Consider the following 17,606-nt stretch of genomic DNA (forward strand, 5'->3'; position numbering starts at 1 on the left):
ACGCTCTGAGGAATCCGAAGGGCGGCGGGGCCGTTGCAGGCGTCCCCTCCCCCCGCCCCATGGCCCCGACCCTCACGCGCTTGGCGCGGTACCGCGACCTCGCCCTGCTCCTGGCCCGCCACGGCCGCCGCGACTTGGTCGCTCACATGGAGCTCGACGAGGCCATCCTGGCCGAGGACGCGCCGGACGTCGGCGGCGACCCCGAGCGGCTCGCGGCCGACCTCGAGGCCCTGGGGCCGACCTACATCAAGCTCGGCCAGATGCTGTCGACGCGGTCGGACCTCCTCCCGCCGCCCTACCTCGACGCCCTCGCCCGGCTCCAGGACGACATCGCGCCGTTCCCGTTCGCCGAGGTCGAGGCCATCGTCGAGCAAGAGTTGGGCGTCCGGCTGTCGAAGGCGTTCGCCACGTTCGAGGCCGAGCCTGTGGCCGCGGCGTCGCTGGGGCAGGTCCACCGCGCAACGCTCCGCGACGGCCGGCCGGTCGCGGTCAAGGTGCAGCGGCCGGGGATCCGGGGCGCGATCGCCGAGGATCTCGCCGCCCTCGGTGAGGTGGCCGAGCTGGCCGACGCCCACACCGAGACGGGCCGGCGGTTCGGGGTCGGCGCGATGCTCGCCCAGTTCCGCTCGACGCTCCTGCGCGAGCTCGACTACCGCCAGGAGGCCGCCCACCTCGACACGCTGGCCGACAACCTCGCGCGCTACGAGCGGATCGTCGTGCCCCGGCCCGTCGCCGACTACACCACGGGCCGGGTGCTCACGCTCGACTGGGTCCCGGGCGTCAAGGTCTCCGCGCTCCCGCCCATCGTGCGGACCGAGCTCGACGGCCACGCGCTCGCCGCCGACCTGCTGAAGGCCTACCTCGACCAGATCCTGGTCGACGGCTTTTTCCACGCCGACCCCCACCCCGGCAACGTGTTCGTCACCGACGACCACAGGATCGCGCTGATCGACTTGGGGATGGTGGCCCGGCTCGACCCCCAGATGCAGGAGCGCCTCCTCCGGCTGATCCTCCACATCAGCGAAGGGCGCGGGCGCGACGCCGCCGAGCAGGCCATCCGCATGGGCACGCCGCTGCCGACCTTCGAGCGCGAGCCGCTCGAGCAGGGCATCGGCGCGCTCGTCGCCCAGTACCAGAACGCCTCGCTCACCGACCTGCCCGTCGGCCGGGTCGTGATGGAGGTGGCCCGGCTCCAGGGCCTCCACGGCCTCCGCCCGCCGCCCGAGCTGACGATGCTGGGCAAGACGCTGCTCAACCTCGACGAGATCGGCCGCGTGCTCGACCCCGGCTTCGACCCGAACGCCGTCATCCGCGAGCACTCGGGCTCGGTGATGGAGCGGCGGATGCGGAAGGACCTGACGCCTGGCGCCGTGTTCGCGGCGGCGCTGGAGGCCGGCGAGTTCGCCCAGAAGCTGCCCGGCCGGCTCAACACGCTCCTCGACGAACTCGTCGAGCACCGGTTCGAGCTCCGCATCCGGGCGTTCGACGAGGCCGGGATGATGGCCGGGTTCGAGAAGGTGGCCAACCGGATCGCGACGGGCGTCGTGCTCGCGGCGCTCATCGTCGGCGCGGCCCTGCTGATGCAGGTGCCGTCGTCGTTCACGATCCTGGGGTACCCCGGCCTGGCGATCGGGCTGTTCCTGCTCGCCGCCGCGTTCGGGTTCGGGCTCGTCGTCTCGATCTGGCGCGACGACCGCCGCCCGCCGACGCCCTGACCGCCCCTCCTCGACGCCGAGGAGGGCGGCCGCTCAGTCGGTCGCCGCGCGCATCAGCGCGAGGCCCAGCGCCTCGGCCGTCGGGGGCTCGCGGTTGGCGACCACCACGACGCTCCACCCGCTCGGCGCGTCCCACTCCCAGACCGCGTTGATGCCGGGCGCCCCGCCCGCGATCCCCATCGACGGCTCGATCTCCGCGTCCGTCGGCTCGAAGCGGTTGAAGAGGAGGTTGCGCATCTCGCGGGTCAGCAGCCGCCCGTCGGTCAGGGCGGCCTGGAAGCGCAGGAGGTCGCGGGCGGTCGCATACCCGCCGCCGGCCGCCGTGCCGTGCTTGGCGATGGGCGCGGGCCGGCCGTAGCCCGCCCCGAGGTACGGCGTCGCGTGGCCGGGCGCCCCGTGCGTCGCCGTCCGCGCGTCCGTCATCGCGGCGGGCCCGGTGACGTGCGCGGCGACGTAGTCCGCGTAGCGCTGGCCCGAGGCGGCCTCGACGATGGCGCCGAGCACCTCGTAGCCGACGTTGCTGTACTGCTCGCGCGCGCCGGGCGCGAAGTCGAGCGGGATCGTGCGGATAAAGGCGAGGTAGTCGCCGATCTCGGTCAGCTCGGCCTCTCGGGCGACGAAGACCGGGTGGTCCCAGTAGTGCCCCCAGCCCGAGCGGTGCTGCAAGAGGTGCCGCACCGTCACCGCGTCGGCGATGCCCTCGGGGAAGCCGTCGAGGACCGCGCCGATCGGCGCGTCGAGGTCGACCGCCCCGCGCGCGGCGAGTTGGAGGACGGCGACGGCCGTGAGCTCTTTGTTGATCGACCCGACGTTGAACCGCGTCTCGGGCGTGACGCGCTCGCCGCGCGCGCGATCGGCCCACCCGAAGGCGCGCTCGACGACCGGCTCGCCGTCCTTGGCGATCAGCACAACGCCCGAGAACCGCCCGGCCTCCGCCTCGGCGGCGATATCCGCCAGCCCCGCCTCGACGCTCGCGAACGCCGGACCGTCGGGCCCCGCCTCCACGTCGATCGCGGCGATCCGGTGCGGCGGCGCGTCGGCCAACCTCAGCGACACCCGGAGCACGTCGCCGCGGCCCTCGATCGCCAGCGTGCCCTCCGTCGCGGACGCCAGCCTCATGCCGGCCACCTCTCCCCCGCCGACCTCGCCCGCCAGCCGCCCGAGCCCGGCGACGAGCGCATCTGCGCCGCCCGCCGCGTCGACCAGCGGCGGGTCGACGTGGGCGTCGATGAAGGCGCGCAGCGACTCGGGGGAGCCGTCGCACAGAGCCGCCAGCAGGGCCGTCGCGCGCTCGCCGAAGGCGTCGTCGGGCAGGCGGGGCGCGGGGCACTCGGCGGCGGCGCGGTCGGGGTCGACGACCTCGGTAAAGAGCCCGGCGATCCGGTGCTCGGGCGGACCGTCGAACCCGAGCTCGATGCGGTACACTCCGCCGTCGGCGAGGTCGGCGTACAGGATCAGCATCCCTTCGTCCGGGTCGGCCTCGGCGCGCGACAGCGTGATCGGCGCGTTCCCGACCTCCTGGCGGACGGCGTCGAAAAAGCCCACCATTCCGTCCGGGTCCTGCCGGAAGCCCTCGTCGAGGTGGGCCTCGACGAAGGCCCGCGCCGCCGCCTCGGTCCGGGCGTTGACGGCCTCGACGAACGCGAGCGCGCGCTGCCCCTCGACGCGGGACGCCAGCGCCTCGACCGGCACGGCGACCGCCCCGCCCGCCTCGAACGGCTCGGGCTCGCCGCCGAACAGGATCTCCGCCAGCGCCCCGCTCACGTCGTACGCCTCGACGGCCCGGTCATTCGAGAGCACCGCCAGCGTCACGCCCGCGTCGACGAACCACAGGAGGTCGGCCGACGACCCCGAGTCGCCGCCGTTGTGCGTCACCAGCCGGCCGTGCGGCGATTCAAAAAGCGCCCAGCCGTAGCCGTAGTGCGAGCCGGAGCCCTCGCCCTCATCGGTGTGGGGCGTCATGGCGAGCAGGAGGATCTCTTCGGACAGGAGCGCGCCGGCGTCGAGCGCCTCGGTGAACGCGAGCAGGTCGTCGGCCGTCGAGAGCAGGCCTCCGTTGCCGCGCAGGTTCCAGTACGGGCCGTCCGGCGCCCACCGCTGGTCCGTCGGCGGGCCGAGGTCGCGGTCGCCGTCGTGGCCGTGCGCGATGGGGACCGACGGCGCGAGCCGGTAGCCGGTCCGCTCGATGCCCGCTTCGCCAAGAAAGGCCTGGAGTGCCGCGTCGTAGCTCTGCCCGGTGACCGTCTCCACGACGGCCGCCAGCAGCGCGAAGCCGACGTTCGAGTACGCGTACCCTGCGCCCGGCGCGCGGTCGAGCGGCGTCGCGAAGGCCCGGGCGACGTACGCCTCGCGGTCGATGGCCTCGAAGTCGTCGCCGATGGCGTCGGGCAGCCCGGCGGTGTGCGTCAGCAGGTGGTGGAGCGTGATCCCGGCCTTGTCGGCGGGGAGGCCGTCGAGATAGCGCGCCAGCGGGGCGGCGAGGTCGAGGCGGCCGTCGTCGACGAGCGAGAGCACGAGGGCGGCCGTGAACGGCTTGGCGACCGACCCGATCTGGATCGCGGTCTCGGGTGTGTTGGGGGCACCTGGCGCGGCCTCGCCATACCCCTCGCGCAAGACGACCGCGCCGTCGCGGGTGGCGACGACGGCGCCGGAAAAGCCGGCCTCGGTGAGGTAGGCGTCGAGCGCCGCGCCGGTCTCGCCGACGACAGACTGGGCGCTGGCGGCGGGCGCCAGCAGGGCGAGGGTCAGGAGGAGGGTGCGCATCGGGGCGGGGGCGGGTGAGATTCCAAGGGTCGGGACGCGGCGGGCCCGAGTTGTCAAGCGGAGGCCGGATCGATGTTCAGGATGTAAAACCTCTGGCCGCGGCGCGGCGCGGGCGCGGGCGCCGTCGATCTTGGGGCCATGCGGAGCGCGTTCCCACGTCGGCAAGTGATGCTCGTCGGCGGGCTGGCGGCCCTGCTGGCGCTTCTCGCCGTGCTCCAGTGGCGGTGGATCGGGCGGTGGGGCGCCGTCGAAGAGGCCCGGTTGCAGAGCCTGCTGGCGGTCGGCGGCGCCGAGGTCGACCGCGCGCTGACGGCCCGGCTGCTCGGGATCCGCGACGCCTTCGACCGCGCCCCGCCCGGCGACGCCCCGGCCGACACGCTCGCCGCCCGGCTGGCGGCGTGGCGCGCGACCGCGCCCGACCCCGGCCTCGTCGGCGCCGTGTACTGGGCCCGCCCCGGCCCGGACCCCGCGCTGTCGGTGCTCGCAGATGGCGGCTTGCGCCCGATCGCGTGGCCCGAGGCGCTGGCCCCGTGGCGCGACGCGCTGGCGGCGTTCCCCGAGCGCCTCGTTCCCGCGCCCAGCACCTCCGTCGCCACGCTCCGCCTGGACGACGGCGCGCTCCCGGCCGCCCCGCCCGCCGTGCTCGTGCCCGTGCTGCCGCCCGGCGCCGCCGACCTCCGGTTCGTGCTCGTCGCCCTCGACCCCGAGGTGTTCGCCGAGCGGCTCGTCCCCGACCTGCTGGCGAGCGCGCTCCCCGGCGCCGAGCTGTTCGACGTGCGCCTCGTCTCCGCCCGCGACCCGGCGATCGCGCTGTTCGACGGCGCGCCGGCGGCGGGCGTGTTCGAGACCCCCGACCTCGACGTGGGCGTGGGCCCCGGCGAGGTGCAGGAGCTGGCGGTCGCGCTCCCGCCGGGCGGCGTCGACGCGACCGAGACGACGCGCGAGGCGTCGGTGACGGCCGAGAGCGACGGGCCGGCGCAGCGCTGGCGGCTCGTCGCGCGGCACCGGTCCGGGTCGGTGGCCGCCGCCGCGGCCGGGCTGCGGCGGCGTCAATTGGCCGTCGCGTTCGGCGTACTCGGCGTGCTGGCGGCGGCGGTCGCGCTGATGGTGGGCTCGGCGCGGCGCCAGCGAGCCCTCGCGGCCCAGCAGCTCGCGTTCGTGGCGGGCGTCTCGCACGAGCTGCGGACGCCCATCGCGGTCCTCCAGTCGGCCGGCGACAACCTGGCCGACGGCGTCGTCGGGGCGGACGGGGTCGGGGCGTACGGCGCGCTCGTCCGCGACGAGAGCCGGCGGCTGGCGGAGATGGTCGAGACCGTGCTGACGTACGCGGGGGCGGATGGCGCGGCGCCCCGCCGCGAGCCCGTCACCGTCGCCGATGTGGTCGCCGATGCGCTCGCCCGCGCCCGGCCCGTGCTCGACGACGCCGACGCGACGGTCGCGCTCGACCTCGCGCCGGGCCTCGCGCTCGCCGCCGACCCCGACGCGCTCGCGACGGCGCTCCGCAACCTGCTGGCGAACGCGGCCCGCCACGGCGGCCCGTCGATCCGGCTCGCGGCCCATGCCGCTCGATTCGCCGGGGCGCCAGCCGTCGCGCTCTCCGTCGCCGACGACGGACCTGGCTTCGCGGACGGCGAGGCGGTGTTCGAGCCGTTCGTCCGGGGGCGCCGCGCGGTCGAGGCGCAGACGCCCGGCTCGGGCCTGGGGCTCGCGCTCGTCCGCCGCGTGGCCGAGGCGCACGGCGGGACGGCCGAGATCGAAACCGCCAGCGGCGCCGTCGTCACGCTCACCCTTCCGATCTCGTGACCCGGCTGCTGCTCATCGAGAACGACCCCGGGCTCGTCCGCACGCTCGGCGACCGGCTCCGCGCGGAGGGCTACGCCGTCGAGCACGCGGGCGACGGCGACGCCGGGTTCGAGGCCGCCGCGTCGCAGCCGTTCGACCTCGTCCTGCTCGACGTGGGGCTGCCCGGCCGCGACGGGTTCGCGGTCGTCCGCGACCTCCGCCAGCGCGGCGTCCGCACGCCGGTCCTGATGCTGACCGCGCGCGGGCAGGTGACCGACCGCGTCGTCGGCTTGCGCCTGGGCGCCGACGACTACCTCGTCAAGCCGTTCGACACCGCCGAGCTGCTGGCGCGCATCGAGGCGCTGCTCCGCCGGTCCGGACGGGCCGCGCCGGGCGCCCGCCGCCACCGCTTCGGCGACGTGACGGTCGACGAGGACCGTGCCGAGGTCCGCCGGGGCGACGCGCTCGTCGAGCTCTCGGCCAAGGAGTTCGGCCTGCTCTGCCACCTGCTGGCGCACCGGGGCCACGTCGTCACGCGCGACGACGCCCTCACCCACGTCTGGGGCTACGACGCGACGCCGACGACGCGGACCGTCGACGTCCACATCGCGGGGCTGCGCCAGAAGCTGGAGGCCGACGCCAGCCGCCCGCGCCACCTCGTGACCGTCCACGGGCGCGGCTACAAGCTGGCGACGTAGGCCGCCGACCGCCGACGCCCTGACCGGCCCGCGTCGGCGCCGAGGCGAGCGGAACCGGACGCTACCCCTCGACCCGCTCGTACGCCAGGCGGTTGCCGCGCGGCAGGTAGATGTACGCCAGCGAGGACCCGTCGACGGCGTCCATCTCGTAGCACAGCGGCTCGGTCTCCCCGTCGCTCAGCGTGAAGTGCGTGCCCATGGGGTCCTCGGTGAGGTCGTCGCAGCTGCGTACCGCCCGGATCGTCTCCGTCGACAGCGTCTCGCCGTCGTAGACGCTCGCGACCGCATCGCCCTCGATGCGCAGGACGCTGAGGGGGTCGTCGAGCGACTGCCACGTGCCCTGCATGGCGGCGACCGTCTCCTGCCCCCCGGTCCGCGAGGGCTCCGCGTCGGCGCCGGGCTCGGGCGCGACGACCGCAGCGGGCGCCCCGGCCGGAGCGTCCGCAGGCGCCTCGGCGGGCTCGGGGCCGCAGCCGGCCGCGACCAGAAGCAGAGACAGAACGGCGAGGCGGGCAAGTCGACAGGCCATCGGGGTGGGAGGCGGAAAGAGAGGGGGAGCCGGCCTCAGCGGGCGAAGCAGTTGAGACCAGCGTAGAGGTCCGTCACGAGGGGGCCCTCCAGTAGGCCGCCGACGACGGTGCCGTCGTCGCTCGCGGCGCCCACCGCGAACTCGTCGCCCAGGCTCGAATCCTCCATCATCTCGACGGACGGCGTCGCGCCGAGGATGTCGCGGGGGGTCCCGAGCTGGATGCCCTCGGGCCCCTGGAGCCGCTCGTCGTCGCCGTGCATGTGCCAGCCGGCCAGCGAACGGACGTCGAGGTCGGCCGCGAAGTGCAGCGTCAACCCGTTGGCCCACTCGACGGCGGCCGTCGGCCCGGCCGGGCACTCCTCGTTGAGGGTGTCCGAGAGGGGCTCACCGAGGAACGGCACCAGCGCGGCGAGCACGTCGGGCTGGTCCGTTTGGAAGGCCACCACCGTCTGGGTCCCGTCGGCCCCGATCACCGTGATCCCGTCGGCGGAGCCGATGAGGGCCTCGTAGCCCTGCGGGTCGGCCGGCGCATCGGCGGCGGGGTCCACCTCCGCCGGGTCCGCCGCACGGGGGGCATCGGCCGGCTCCTCGGAGGGGCCGCAGGCGGTGGCCGCCAGGGCGAGGAGGACGGCGAGGACAAACGGGGACGAACGGCGCATGGCGGAGGGGGAGGAGTACCCCGAACCGGTCGGAGCCTTGGGGTGAAGCGGGCGGAGGATACCCCCTAGTACGCCGTTATCCAACCGGCCGGTGCCCTACGAGACGACGGCGATCGTCCCGCGCTGCATGTCCATGCCGCAAACGAACTCGACCTCGCCCGCCTCGGTCGGCGTGAACGCGATCTCGACGGCCTCGCCGAGCGGCAGCGCCGTGGCAGTCACGTCGTAGTCGGGGATCGTGATCTCGGACGAGCAGGCGTCGTCGACCGTCCGCGTGATGACGAACCGGGCCGGGACGCCGGCCGCGAGCTGGATCGCGCGCGGCTGGAAGCCGAGCGCCCCGGCCTCGATGGCGACCACCTGAACACCGTCAACCATCTCAGGCGTGACGGGGCCGTCGGCCGCGGCGGTCTCATGCGCCTCGGGGTGGGTGGCGGACTCAGGCGGCGCCGGCGCCTCGTCGGTACAGGCGGCGAGGGTGACGACGAGGGCGAGGGGCAGGAAGAAACGGGTCATGGAATCGGGCGGACAGAGCCGCGTGTGGTGGGGATCAGCGAGAGTCGTGGGTGCTCGCGCGGGGCGCGAGCGGGTCGAAGGCGAGGTCGGCCGTGGCGCCGTCGCCAGGGGGCATGTCGCGGAGCTGGCGCCGCAAGCGGCGGCCCTGGACGACGGCGTAGAGCGCCGGGATCATGACGAGGGTGTGGACGGTCGAGGTCACGAGCCCGCCGACCATCGGCGCGGCGATCCGCTGCATGACCTCGGCGCCGGTCCCGGTCCCAAAGAGAACGGGCGTCAGGCCGATGATGGTCGTGAAGACCGTCATGAGCTTGGGACGGACGCGGTCGACGGCGCCCTCCTCGAGCGCGGCCTTGAGGCGGGGGACCGACGTCAGCCGGCCGGTCCGGCGGTACCGGGCCACGGCCTCGTCGAGGTAGACGTGCATCACGACGCCCGTCTCGGCCGCCAGCCCGGCCACGGCGATCAGCCCGACCCCGACGGCGATCGAAAAGTGGAAGCCCAGCGCCAGCATCAGCCACACCGCGCCGACGACGGCGAACGGCAGCGGGATCATCAGCAAGAGCGCCTCCTCCGCGCTCCGGAAGTGGAGGAACAGCAAGAGGAACACGATCGCGAGCGTGATCGGCACGAGGACGGCCAGCCGCTTGTTGGCGCGCTCGAGGTACTCGAACTGGCCGCTCCACCGGATCGAGTAGCCGGGCGGGAGGGTGACGGCCGCCGCGACGGCCGCCTGGGCGTCGGCGACGTAGCCGCCGAGGTCGGCCCCGTCGTCGAGGTCGACGTAGACCCAGGCGTTCGGGCGGGCGTTCTCGGACTTGATCATCGGCGGGCCCGTCGCGAACCGGAACGTGGCGAGCTGGCCCAGCGGCACCTGGGCGCCGGACGGCGTCGGGACGAGGACCTGACGCAGCGCGGGCAGGTCGTCTCGCAGGCCTTGCGGGTAGCGGACGTTGACCGAATACCGCTCCAGCCCCTCGACCGTCGTCGTCACGTTCATGCCCCCGACGGCCGCCTGGAGCACGTCCTGGACGGCGCCCGAGGTCAGCCCGTAGCGCGCGGCCTCGAAGCGGTCGACCTCGACGTCTAGAAAGCTCCCGCCCATCACGCGCTCGGCAAAGGCGCTCCGCGTGCCCGGCAGCCCGGCGACGGCCCGCTCGACCTGCTGCCCGAGCTGCTCCAACACGGCCAGGTCGGGGCCTGCGATCTTGACGCCGACCGGCGTCTTGATCCCCGTCGCCAGCATGTCGATGCGCGTCTTGATCGGCATCGTCCAGGCGTTCGTGAGCCCGGGGAAGCGGATGGCGGCGTCGAAGGCGCGCGTCAGGCTGTCGCGGTCGATGCCCTCGCGCCACTCGTCCTCGGGCTTCAAGATGATGGTCGTCTCCAACATCGAGAGCGGGGCCGGGTCGGTCGCCGTCTCCGCCCGGCCGATCTTGCCGAACACGCGCTCGACCTCGGGGAAGGAGGCCAGGATGCGGTCGGTCCGCTGCAGGATGTTTTTGGCCTCCTGGGGCGAGACGCCCGGCAGCGTCGTCGGCATGTACAGCAAGTCGCCCTCCCACAACGGCGGCATAAACTCCGACCCGATCTGGGGGAATGGGACGACCTCGGTGCCCAAGAGCAGGCGCTGGACCGGGAGGACCGTGATGAACAGGATCGCGAAGCCGACCGCGAGGATGGCCTTCGGGTGCCGCAGCGTCCCGCGGATGATCGGCCGGTAGGTGCGGATAAAGAACCGGGCGACGGGGTTCTGGTCCTCCCGGCGGATCTTGCCGCGCACGAAGACGGCCATCAGCGCCGGAACGAGCGTCACGGCCAGGATCGAGGCCGCGGCCATCGCGAACGTCTTGGTGAGCGCGAGCGGCCGGAACATCCGGCCTTCGACGCCCTCGAGGGTGAACACGGGCAGGAAGCTGACGGTCACGATCAAGAGCGAGAAGAACAGCGACGGCCCGACCTCCTTGGCCGCCTCGACGACGGCCCGGAGCCGCTCGCTTTCCGTTAGCTGGGGCGGGTCATCCCCCGCATCCCGCCTCCCGTATCCCGGATCCCTCTTCCCCTCCCGCGCCCGCTCGATGTGCTTGTGCGCGTTCTCGACCATCACCAGGCTCGCGTCCACCATCACGCCGATGGCGATCGCGATGCCGCCCAGGCTCATGATGTTGGCGTTGATGCCGAGCAGCCGCATCACGCCCAACGCGATCAGGATGCCGACCGGGACCGTGACGACGGCCACGAACGCGCTCCGCACGTGCAGCAAAAAGATCAACACGACGAGCGCGACGACCAGCAGCTCCTCCCAGATCTTGACCGTCAGCGACTCGATGGCCCGACCGATCAGCCCGCTCCGGTCGTACTCCGTCACCACGTCGACGCCGGCCGGGAGCCCCGCCTCGAGCTCCGCGATCCGGGCCTTGACCCGGTCGATGGTCGCCTGCGCGTTGCCGCCCGAGCGCATCACGACGATCCCGCCGACGACCTCGCCCTGGCCGTTGACGTCGGCGATGCCGCGCCGGATCTCGGGCCCCAGCCGCACGTCGGCGACCTGGCCGACCGTCACCGCCGTCCCGCCCTGGGCCTTGATCGCGACCGCCCGGATGTCGTCGACGCCCTGGAGGTAGCCCTTGCCGCGGACGATGTACTCGCGCTCGCCGAGCTCCAAGAGCCGCCCGCCCACGTCGCGGTTGCTCTGGCGCAACGCCTCGGCGACGGTCCCGATGGGAACGCCGTACGCCGCCAGCCGCTGGGGGTCAACGACGACCTGGTACTGCTTTTGGAACCCGCCGATGGATGCCACCTCGGCGACGCCCTCGACGGCCTGGAGCTCGGTCTTGAGGTAGAAGTCCTGGAGGCTGCGGAGCTGGCCGAGGTCGGTCCCGCCCGTCGTGTCGCGCAGGGAGTACTGGTACACCCAGCCGACGCCGGTCGCGTCGGGGCCGAGCGCGGGGGCGGCGCCGTCGGGCAGGCGGTCCTGGATCTGGCTGAGGTACTCGAGCACGCGGGAGCGCGCCCAGTACAGGTCCGTGCCGTCCTCGAACAGGACGTAGACGAAGCTCGTCCCGAACATCGAGTACCCGCGGACGGTGCGCGCGCCGGGGACCGAGAGGAAGGCGGAGGTGAGCGGGTACGTCACCTGCTCCTCGACGATCTGCGGGCCCTGCCCGGGGTACTCGGTCCGGATGATGACCTGGACGTCGCTGAGGTCCGGGATGGCGTCGACGGGCGTCGTGACGGTCGCCCACGCGCCGAGGGCGACGACGAGCGCGGTCACGAGCCCGACGAGCAGCCGGTTCTCGGCGCTCCACTCGATCAAGCGTTCCAGCGTGCCGTCCTTGGCGTCGGGGCCTCTCATCGCGCGGCCTCGTCTGGCTCGCCCATGTCCATCCCCGGCATCGACGCCATCGCGCCGAGCGACGCGGCGAGGCGGGCCTCGGAGTCGATCAGGAACTGGGCGCCCGTGACCACGCGGTCGCCGACGACGACGCCCTCCAGGATCCGCACGAGCCCGCCCGACTCTTCGCCCAGGCGGACCGGCTGGGGCCGGAAGCGGCCCTCGCCGAGCGCCAGGATGACGGCGGCCTCGTCGCCCGTCCGCACGACGGCCTCACTCGGGACGACCGGCCCGGGCGCGCTCGCGGCGCCGTACAGCGTGGCCGTGGCGTACATCCCCGGACGCAACCGCCCGCCCGCGTTTGCGAGCGTGACGCGCGCCGTGCCCGTCCGCGTCATCGGGTCGAGCGTGTCGTAGACGAGGTCGACGCGGCCCCGCAGCTCCTCGCCCGGCTGCGATGGCAGCGTCACGACCGCGCGCGTGCCGCGGGCGACCCACCCGAGGTCCTGCTCGGGCACGGCGACCTGGAGGTACAGCGCGCCCAGGTTGACGATGTCCATCAGCGGCATCCCCGGCGTGGCCTGCATCCCCTCGACGATCCGCTTGTTCTGGACCGTCCCGGACGCGGGCGCATAGAGCGTGATCCGCTCCTGAATCGCCCCACTCCGCTCGACGGCCGCGATCTGCTGGGCGCCCAGTCCAAAGAGCCGCAAGCGGGTCCGGGCCGCCTCGACGAGCCGGTCGGCCCCGTCGCCGCCGCCGAGCAGCTCTCTGTTTCGGACGGCGAGGAGCAACTCCTGCTGGGTCGACACCAGCTCGGGGCTGTAGATCTCCAGGAGCGGCTGGCCCTGGCGGACGCGCTGGCCCTCGGTGTCGACGTAAAGCCGCTCGACGAACCCGCCGACCCGGAGCGTGACGGTCTCCCGGCCGGAGTCGCGGGCCTCGAACGTGCCCGTCGTCCGCAACTCGCGTTCGAGCTCGCGGGACGTGACCGTGGCCGTCCGGACGCCGATGTTCTGGAGCGTGACCGGGTCGATCTCGACGGTCCCGGCGGGCGCGCCGGAGACCGGGACGGGCTCGAGGTCCATCCCGCAGATGGGGCAGACGCCGGGCTCGTCCTGGACGATCTGCGGGTGCATCCCGGACTGGTAGACGATGCCGTCGCCGTCGAGGTCGTATTGGGCGAGCCCGCCCGTCGCCGGGACCGCGTCGGCGGCGGTGGGCGGCGGCGTCTCCGTCACGGTGAGGTCGGGCGCGGGCGCGTCGTCGCGGGTGAGGGCCCAGGCGATGCCCGCGAGCACCACCAAGACGAGGAGCACACCGGCCACCAAGAGCGGGCGGCGCGCGCCGGGCTCGCGGGGCGTCTCGGCGTAGACGTCGGCCGGATCGGGCGCGTCCGGAGTGTGGAAGTCGCTCATCGGTGGTGGGGGGCGGCGTGGCCGGGGGCCGGCGCGGGCGCGTCGATGGCGTCGGTGCCCAGGGCGCGCTGGAGCGCGGCGACGGCGACGAGCACGTGGTGGTGGGCGTCGGCGGCGGCGAGGGCGACCTCGAACCGCGTCCGCTCGGCCCCGAGGAACGAGAGGTAGTCGGCCTCGCCCGTCGTGTAGGCGGCGAGCGTGGACTCGACCGTCGTGGCGGCGAGCGGCAGCAGGCGCTCTTGGTAGAGCGCGTGCGCCCGGCGCGTCTGGCGGACGCGCTCGGCGAGCGCGGCGACCTGCGTGCGGAGTGACGTGTCGAGGGCGGCGGCGCGGGCGGCCGTCTCGGCGACGCGCACGCGGGCCTCGGCCTCCCGGGCGCGCAGGCGGCCCCGGTCGAGGGGGATCCGGCCCGAGACCATCACGCCGATCGCGTCGCGCCCGTCGGCGGTCATCGGCACGTCGCGGTCCGCGATGTCGGTGTAGACGACGCCGACCGCGAGCTCGGGGTAGACGGCCTTCTGGGCGAGGGCCACCTCGGCGGCGGCCCGCTGGCGGGCGAGGGCGAGGGCGCGGCGCTCGGGGCGGGCCTCGAAGGCGAGCGCGACGAGCGCGTCGAGATCATCGGGCAGCGCGGGCGGCTCGACGGCGACGGGCGTGCCGACCAGGTCCGGGCGGTCGGCGAGCCGGGCGAGCGTCTGGAGCGCCTCGACGCGGTGGGCCTCCAGCATGAAGAGCCGCTGGGCAATCCGCTCGCGTTCGAGCTGCACCTGCAGGATCGCCGCTTGGGGCCCGCGCCCCACCTCGTAGCGGACCGCCGCCGCCTCCGCGAACGCCCCGAGCCGCGCCTGGTACGCCACGAGCACAGCCTCGACGTGGTGGGCGTGGACCAGGTCATAAAACGCCCGGCGTGCCTCGAAGGCGAGATCAAGGGAGAGCGCGTCGGCCTCGGCGCCCGATACCGCGGCCGCGAGGTCGGCGGACCGGCGGCGGAGCCCCAGCGCCCCCGGCCACGGCAGCGCCTGCTCGACGCGCCACTGGCTCCGCTGCGCGCCCCGAGCGGTCAGGACCGGGAACGGCGCGAGCATCACCGACGCGGTCGGGTCGGGGCGCGCGCCGACCTGGTCGCCGCGCTGGGCGAGCGCGTCGGCGTCGAGCCGGGCGGCCGCGAGCGTGGGGTTCGCGTCGGACACGGCGCCGAGGACGACGTCGAGGCGGAGGGTGTCGGGGGCCTGCGCGACGGCCGGGGCGGCCAACAGGGCCAGCAGCGCGGCGCGCGCGACGAACGGGAGGGGCATGGTCTGAAGACGGGCGACAACGGGCGGGAGCGGACGCCGGGGCGTCCTTCACGTCCGGTCGGCTCAGACCAGCAGGACCGAGAGGCTCAGGTGACGGCGGACGGCGGCCCGTGGGGGGCCGTGCCTCGCCGTGGTCGGGCGCGCGGTCGCGACCGGCGCCGGGGGCACCGCGAGGCGGGCGACGACAGCGACGACCGGGTCGGGCCGGAGCGTCGGCGGGGGCACTACGGCGTCGCTCGTGGCTGGGGCCTCGAGGTCGCAGCACACCGCGAGCGGGGCGTCGTCATCGCCGCAGGGCATGTCGCAGGGGGCGCCCGTCGCGTCCGTCATCCCGCAGCCCATGTCCATGTCCATCGGGCCCGGCGTCCACGCGGTGCCGCCCGCCAGCAGGGCGAGGGCCAGGACGAGGGCGGGGATCCGGGACAGCATCACACGGAAGGTAGAGGGCTCCGGCCCCGACGGCCTCAGGGTGGACCCGGGTCGAGCCTTAAAGTCTGGACAGATTCACGGCCCGAGGCGGCGCCGCTCAGCGCCAGACGAGCGCGTCGATGGCGGCCTCGCGCGCGGCCCACACGGCGTCGGGGTCGTGGCCGTGCGTCGTCGCCCACGCGTCGAGGTGACCGCGGTGCCAGGCCCGCTTGTAGGCGCCGGCCTGGTCCGGCCGGATCGTCTCCTGGACCGAGAACAGCGGGACGGGGCGGCGCACGCCGGGCCACGTCAGGTCGACGAGGTCGTCGCCGACGGCGAGCACGCAGTGCGCCTCGGGCACGGCGCGGAAGCCGTGGGCGCGGAGGGCGGGCCCGGTGCGCGGCGTGTTCGTGCCGTCCATCATGTACAGCCCGAGCCGGAGCTCGACGGGCAGCCCGACCTCGTCGGCGAGCGCCGCCAGCAGGGCGTGCTTCGAGCTGCACGTGCCGCGCCGGTCGCGCAGGACGGCCTCGGGCCCGGTGTGCGTCGGGCGGCCGTAGGGCAGGTCCCAGACGAGCCGGGCGGCGTCGCGGAACGTCCACGCGCCCTGGGCCGCGAACCGCGCGCCGAGCGGCCGGGACGTGTCGAGCGGAGCGTCGGGGAGGCCGAGGGGGATCATCGGGGCGGTGGAGAGCGGTAGAGGCAAGGTGCCCCGAGAACGCGGGCGGCGCCCGCAGATCGCGGGAATGCAGGCGCGCACGAATGCTGGCGCGCAAGCGGGTGGCTGGCGGTTTGGGGCTCGAGCCCTCGCGGCGATACCCGATGCTGTCGGGTCCGGAGGTCCTAGGAACGGGTCCGGAGGTCCTAGGAACGGGTCCGGAGGTCCTAGGAACGGGTCCGGAGGTCCTAGGAACGGGTCCGGAGGTCCTAGGAACGGGTCCGGAGGTCCTAGGAACGGGTCCGGAGGTCCTAGGAACGGGTCCGGAGGTCCTAGGAACGGGTCCGGAGGTCCTAGGAACGGGTCCGGAGGTCCTAGGAACGGGTCCGGAGGTCCTAGGAACGGGTCCGGAGGTCCTAGGAACGGGTCCGGAGGTCCTAGGAACGGGTCCGGAGGTCCTAGGAACGGGTCCGGAGGTCCTAGGAACGGGTCCGGAGGTCCTAGGAACGGGTCCGGAGGTCCTAGGAACGGGTCCGGAGGTCCAGAGGGAGGACGGCTTGCGCCAGCCAAGGCACCCTCACCCTGTCCCTCTCCCGAGGGGAGAGGGGACGCTACAGGCGGTCTCGCGCCAGCAGCTAGGCTTGCGCTACCGAGCCCGACCTCCCCTCCCGGACGGGAGGGGCTGGGGGAGGGCGACCGGCACGACGCCTGTGGACCGCCTGGCGCCAGCCCCGCCCACGCTCGGCTCCGTTGCTGGGGTGTCCGCCAGCAGGACGCGAGGCAAAGGGCTGGCGGCAGCGCCTCCGACTGCGAGGGAGGGGCCGCTACTCGCCCGCGCCCGGCTTCAGCAGGCCCTGCTTCTTGAACGAGATCATCGTCGTCTCCAGCGTCCCGTGGCGCATCCGCTTGCGGACATCTTCGACGGGCATCCCGGAGTTGAGCCAGATCAGCGCCGCCGTGTGGGTCAGGCTGTGCGGCGAGATGCCGCGGCGCTTGACGCCGGCCGCGCGGAGGTACCCGTTGACGCGGCCGCGCACGGACCGCGTGTTGAGGCGCGTGCCCGCGCTCCGGTGGCCGTGGCTGACGAAGAGCGGCGCCTGGGGCCCGGCCTCCTCGCGGCGCAAGAGGTAGATCTCGAGCGGGTCGAGCGCGTCGCCGTCGAGCGGGACGGCCTCGTCCTTGGTCTGGCGGCCCTTGCCCTGGACGCGCAGAAACGTGCCCATCAGCGTCCGGTCCACGTCGCCCACATCCGCGCGGACGAGCTCGATCTCCGACAGCCCGCCGTAGACCATCAGCGACACGAGCGCGCGGTCGCGGCGGCCGATCTCGGTCGTCTTGGGGACGACGCCGAGGAGCGTCTCGACCTCGGCCTCGGTCAGCACGCCACGCGTGTGGGCGCCCGGCCGGCGGTTGCCCTTGACGCCGCGCGCCGGGTTCTCGGGGAGCTCGCCCAGGGCCACGAGGTAGTCGCACAGGCGGCGCAGGGCCGTGAGGTACGTGCTCACCGAGACCTGGCTGAGCTCGCGCTCCTCCATGAGGTACGTCTTGTAGGCCTCGACCTCGGCCTCGACGAACCGGAAGCGGCTCGACGGGCGCGCGGCGCGTGTGGCGTGGTACCGCTCGAACTCGTTGAGCGCGCGGCGGTACGTCCCCTTCGTCTCGGCGCTCTTCTCCTTGAGGTAGTCTGTCACGAACCCGTCCAGCCGGCTCTGGAGCTGGGCGACGGTCAGGCGGAGGGGGGCGTCGGCCATTCGGTTCGTTTTGGATAACGGCTATTCAAAGCTAGACCTCGCCCCCGCCCCGGGCAACACAGGTGATGCCCCAGAACTAG

At 74.1% G+C, this 17,606-nt stretch carries 13 protein-coding genes; 3 read left to right on the forward strand and 10 right to left on the reverse strand.

Annotated features, from left to right (window positions below):
• Positions 1-59 precede the first annotated feature (59 nt).
• Complete coding sequence (locus ACLIRP_RS12470) at positions 60-1,715, forward strand: ABC1 kinase family protein (RefSeq protein WP_412060782.1); 1,656 nt, start codon at positions 60-62, stop codon at positions 1,713-1,715.
• A gap of 33 nt (positions 1,716-1,748) precedes the next feature.
• Here ACLIRP_RS12470 and ACLIRP_RS12475 read toward each other — a convergent pair whose 3' ends face one another.
• Positions 1,749-4,478 carry a serine hydrolase domain-containing protein gene (locus ACLIRP_RS12475; protein WP_412060783.1) on the reverse strand — a complete coding sequence of 910 codons (2,730 nt, stop codon included), beginning with the start codon at positions 4,476-4,478 and terminating at the stop codon, positions 1,749-1,751.
• Between the two features lie 168 nt (positions 4,479-4,646).
• Between ACLIRP_RS12475 and ACLIRP_RS12480 the strand changes: the two genes are divergently transcribed.
• Both ACLIRP_RS12480 and ACLIRP_RS12485 read left to right on the forward strand, forming a co-directional pair.
• A complete protein-coding gene (locus ACLIRP_RS12480) occupies positions 4,647-6,281 on the forward strand; it encodes a sensor histidine kinase (RefSeq protein WP_412063715.1) in 1,635 nt (544 codons plus the stop codon).
• Entirely contained in the window at positions 6,278-6,958 is a 681-nt protein-coding gene (locus ACLIRP_RS12485) for a response regulator transcription factor (protein WP_412060784.1), read from the forward strand. Before ACLIRP_RS12480 ends, ACLIRP_RS12485 begins: the two co-directional genes overlap by 4 nt.
• Positions 6,959-7,019: 61 nt before the next feature.
• On the opposite strand, the gene ACLIRP_RS12490 is transcribed toward ACLIRP_RS12485, so the two are convergent.
• From ACLIRP_RS12490 to ACLIRP_RS12530, 9 genes are all read right to left on the reverse strand, one after another.
• Positions 7,020-7,487 carry a hypothetical protein gene (locus tag ACLIRP_RS12490; protein WP_412060785.1) on the reverse strand — a complete coding sequence of 156 codons (468 nt, stop codon included), beginning with the start codon at positions 7,485-7,487 and terminating at the stop codon, positions 7,020-7,022.
• A gap of 35 nt (positions 7,488-7,522) precedes the next feature.
• A complete protein-coding gene (locus ACLIRP_RS12495) occupies positions 7,523-8,146 on the reverse strand; it encodes a hypothetical protein (RefSeq protein WP_412060786.1) in 624 nt (207 codons plus the stop codon).
• 96 nt (positions 8,147-8,242) lie between these two features.
• Positions 8,243-8,662 carry a cupredoxin domain-containing protein gene (locus ACLIRP_RS12500; protein WP_412060787.1) on the reverse strand — a complete coding sequence of 140 codons (420 nt, stop codon included), beginning with the start codon at positions 8,660-8,662 and terminating at the stop codon, positions 8,243-8,245.
• 34 nt (positions 8,663-8,696) lie between these two features.
• Entirely contained in the window at positions 8,697-12,017 is a 3,321-nt protein-coding gene (locus ACLIRP_RS12505) for an efflux RND transporter permease subunit (RefSeq protein ID WP_412060788.1), read from the reverse strand.
• The gene (locus ACLIRP_RS12510; RefSeq protein ID WP_412060789.1) at positions 12,014-13,414 is read right to left on the reverse strand and encodes an efflux RND transporter periplasmic adaptor subunit; all 1,401 of its coding nucleotides are present in this window, start codon (positions 13,412-13,414) and stop codon (positions 12,014-12,016) included. The genes ACLIRP_RS12505 and ACLIRP_RS12510 overlap by 4 nt, the downstream gene beginning before the upstream one ends.
• On the reverse strand, positions 13,411-14,709 hold the full coding sequence (locus ACLIRP_RS12515; RefSeq protein ID WP_412060790.1) for a TolC family protein: 1,299 nt from the start codon (positions 14,707-14,709) through the stop codon (positions 13,411-13,413). The genes ACLIRP_RS12510 and ACLIRP_RS12515 overlap by 4 nt, the downstream gene beginning before the upstream one ends.
• A 63-nt stretch (positions 14,710-14,772) precedes the next feature.
• Positions 14,773-15,138, reverse strand: a complete 366-nt coding sequence (locus ACLIRP_RS12520; protein WP_412060791.1) for a hypothetical protein — start codon at positions 15,136-15,138, stop codon at positions 14,773-14,775.
• 97 nt (positions 15,139-15,235) lie between these two features.
• Entirely contained in the window at positions 15,236-15,796 is a 561-nt protein-coding gene (locus ACLIRP_RS12525; protein WP_412060792.1) for a hypothetical protein, read from the reverse strand.
• 803 nt (positions 15,797-16,599) lie between these two features.
• Positions 16,600-17,526, reverse strand: a complete 927-nt coding sequence (locus tag ACLIRP_RS12530) for a tyrosine-type recombinase/integrase (RefSeq protein ID WP_412060793.1) — start codon at positions 17,524-17,526, stop codon at positions 16,600-16,602.
• Between the last annotated feature and the right edge of the window lie 80 nt (positions 17,527-17,606).

The sequence above is a fragment of the Rubrivirga halophila genome (assembly GCF_046845755.1).
Lineage (GTDB): Bacteria > Bacteroidota > Rhodothermia > Rhodothermales > Rubricoccaceae > Rubrivirga.

What these genes read in the sequence shown, in the direction of transcription:
- ACLIRP_RS12470 (WP_412060782.1), top strand. Translation starts at nt 60, where the DNA reads ATGGCCCCGACCCTCACGCGCTTGGCGCGGTACCGCGACCTCGCCCTG.
- ACLIRP_RS12475 (WP_412060783.1), bottom strand. Translation starts at nt 4,478, where the DNA reads ATGCGCACCCTCCTCCTGACCCTCGCCCTGCTGGCGCCCGCCGCCAGC.
- ACLIRP_RS12480 (WP_412063715.1), top strand. Translation starts at nt 4,647, where the DNA reads ATGCTCGTCGGCGGGCTGGCGGCCCTGCTGGCGCTTCTCGCCGTGCTC.
- ACLIRP_RS12490 (WP_412060785.1), bottom strand. Translation starts at nt 7,487, where the DNA reads ATGGCCTGTCGACTTGCCCGCCTCGCCGTTCTGTCTCTGCTTCTGGTC.
- ACLIRP_RS12495 (WP_412060786.1), bottom strand. Translation starts at nt 8,146, where the DNA reads ATGCGCCGTTCGTCCCCGTTTGTCCTCGCCGTCCTCCTCGCCCTGGCG.
- ACLIRP_RS12500 (WP_412060787.1), bottom strand. Translation starts at nt 8,662, where the DNA reads ATGACCCGTTTCTTCCTGCCCCTCGCCCTCGTCGTCACCCTCGCCGCC.
- ACLIRP_RS12505 (WP_412060788.1), bottom strand. Translation starts at nt 12,017, where the DNA reads ATGAGAGGCCCCGACGCCAAGGACGGCACGCTGGAACGCTTGATCGAG.
- ACLIRP_RS12510 (WP_412060789.1), bottom strand. Translation starts at nt 13,414, where the DNA reads ATGAGCGACTTCCACACTCCGGACGCGCCCGATCCGGCCGACGTCTAC.
- ACLIRP_RS12515 (WP_412060790.1), bottom strand. Translation starts at nt 14,709, where the DNA reads ATGCCCCTCCCGTTCGTCGCGCGCGCCGCGCTGCTGGCCCTGTTGGCC.
- ACLIRP_RS12520 (WP_412060791.1), bottom strand. Translation starts at nt 15,138, where the DNA reads ATGCTGTCCCGGATCCCCGCCCTCGTCCTGGCCCTCGCCCTGCTGGCG.
- ACLIRP_RS12525 (WP_412060792.1), bottom strand. Translation starts at nt 15,796, where the DNA reads ATGATCCCCCTCGGCCTCCCCGACGCTCCGCTCGACACGTCCCGGCCG.
- ACLIRP_RS12530 (WP_412060793.1), bottom strand. Translation starts at nt 17,526, where the DNA reads ATGGCCGACGCCCCCCTCCGCCTGACCGTCGCCCAGCTCCAGAGCCGG.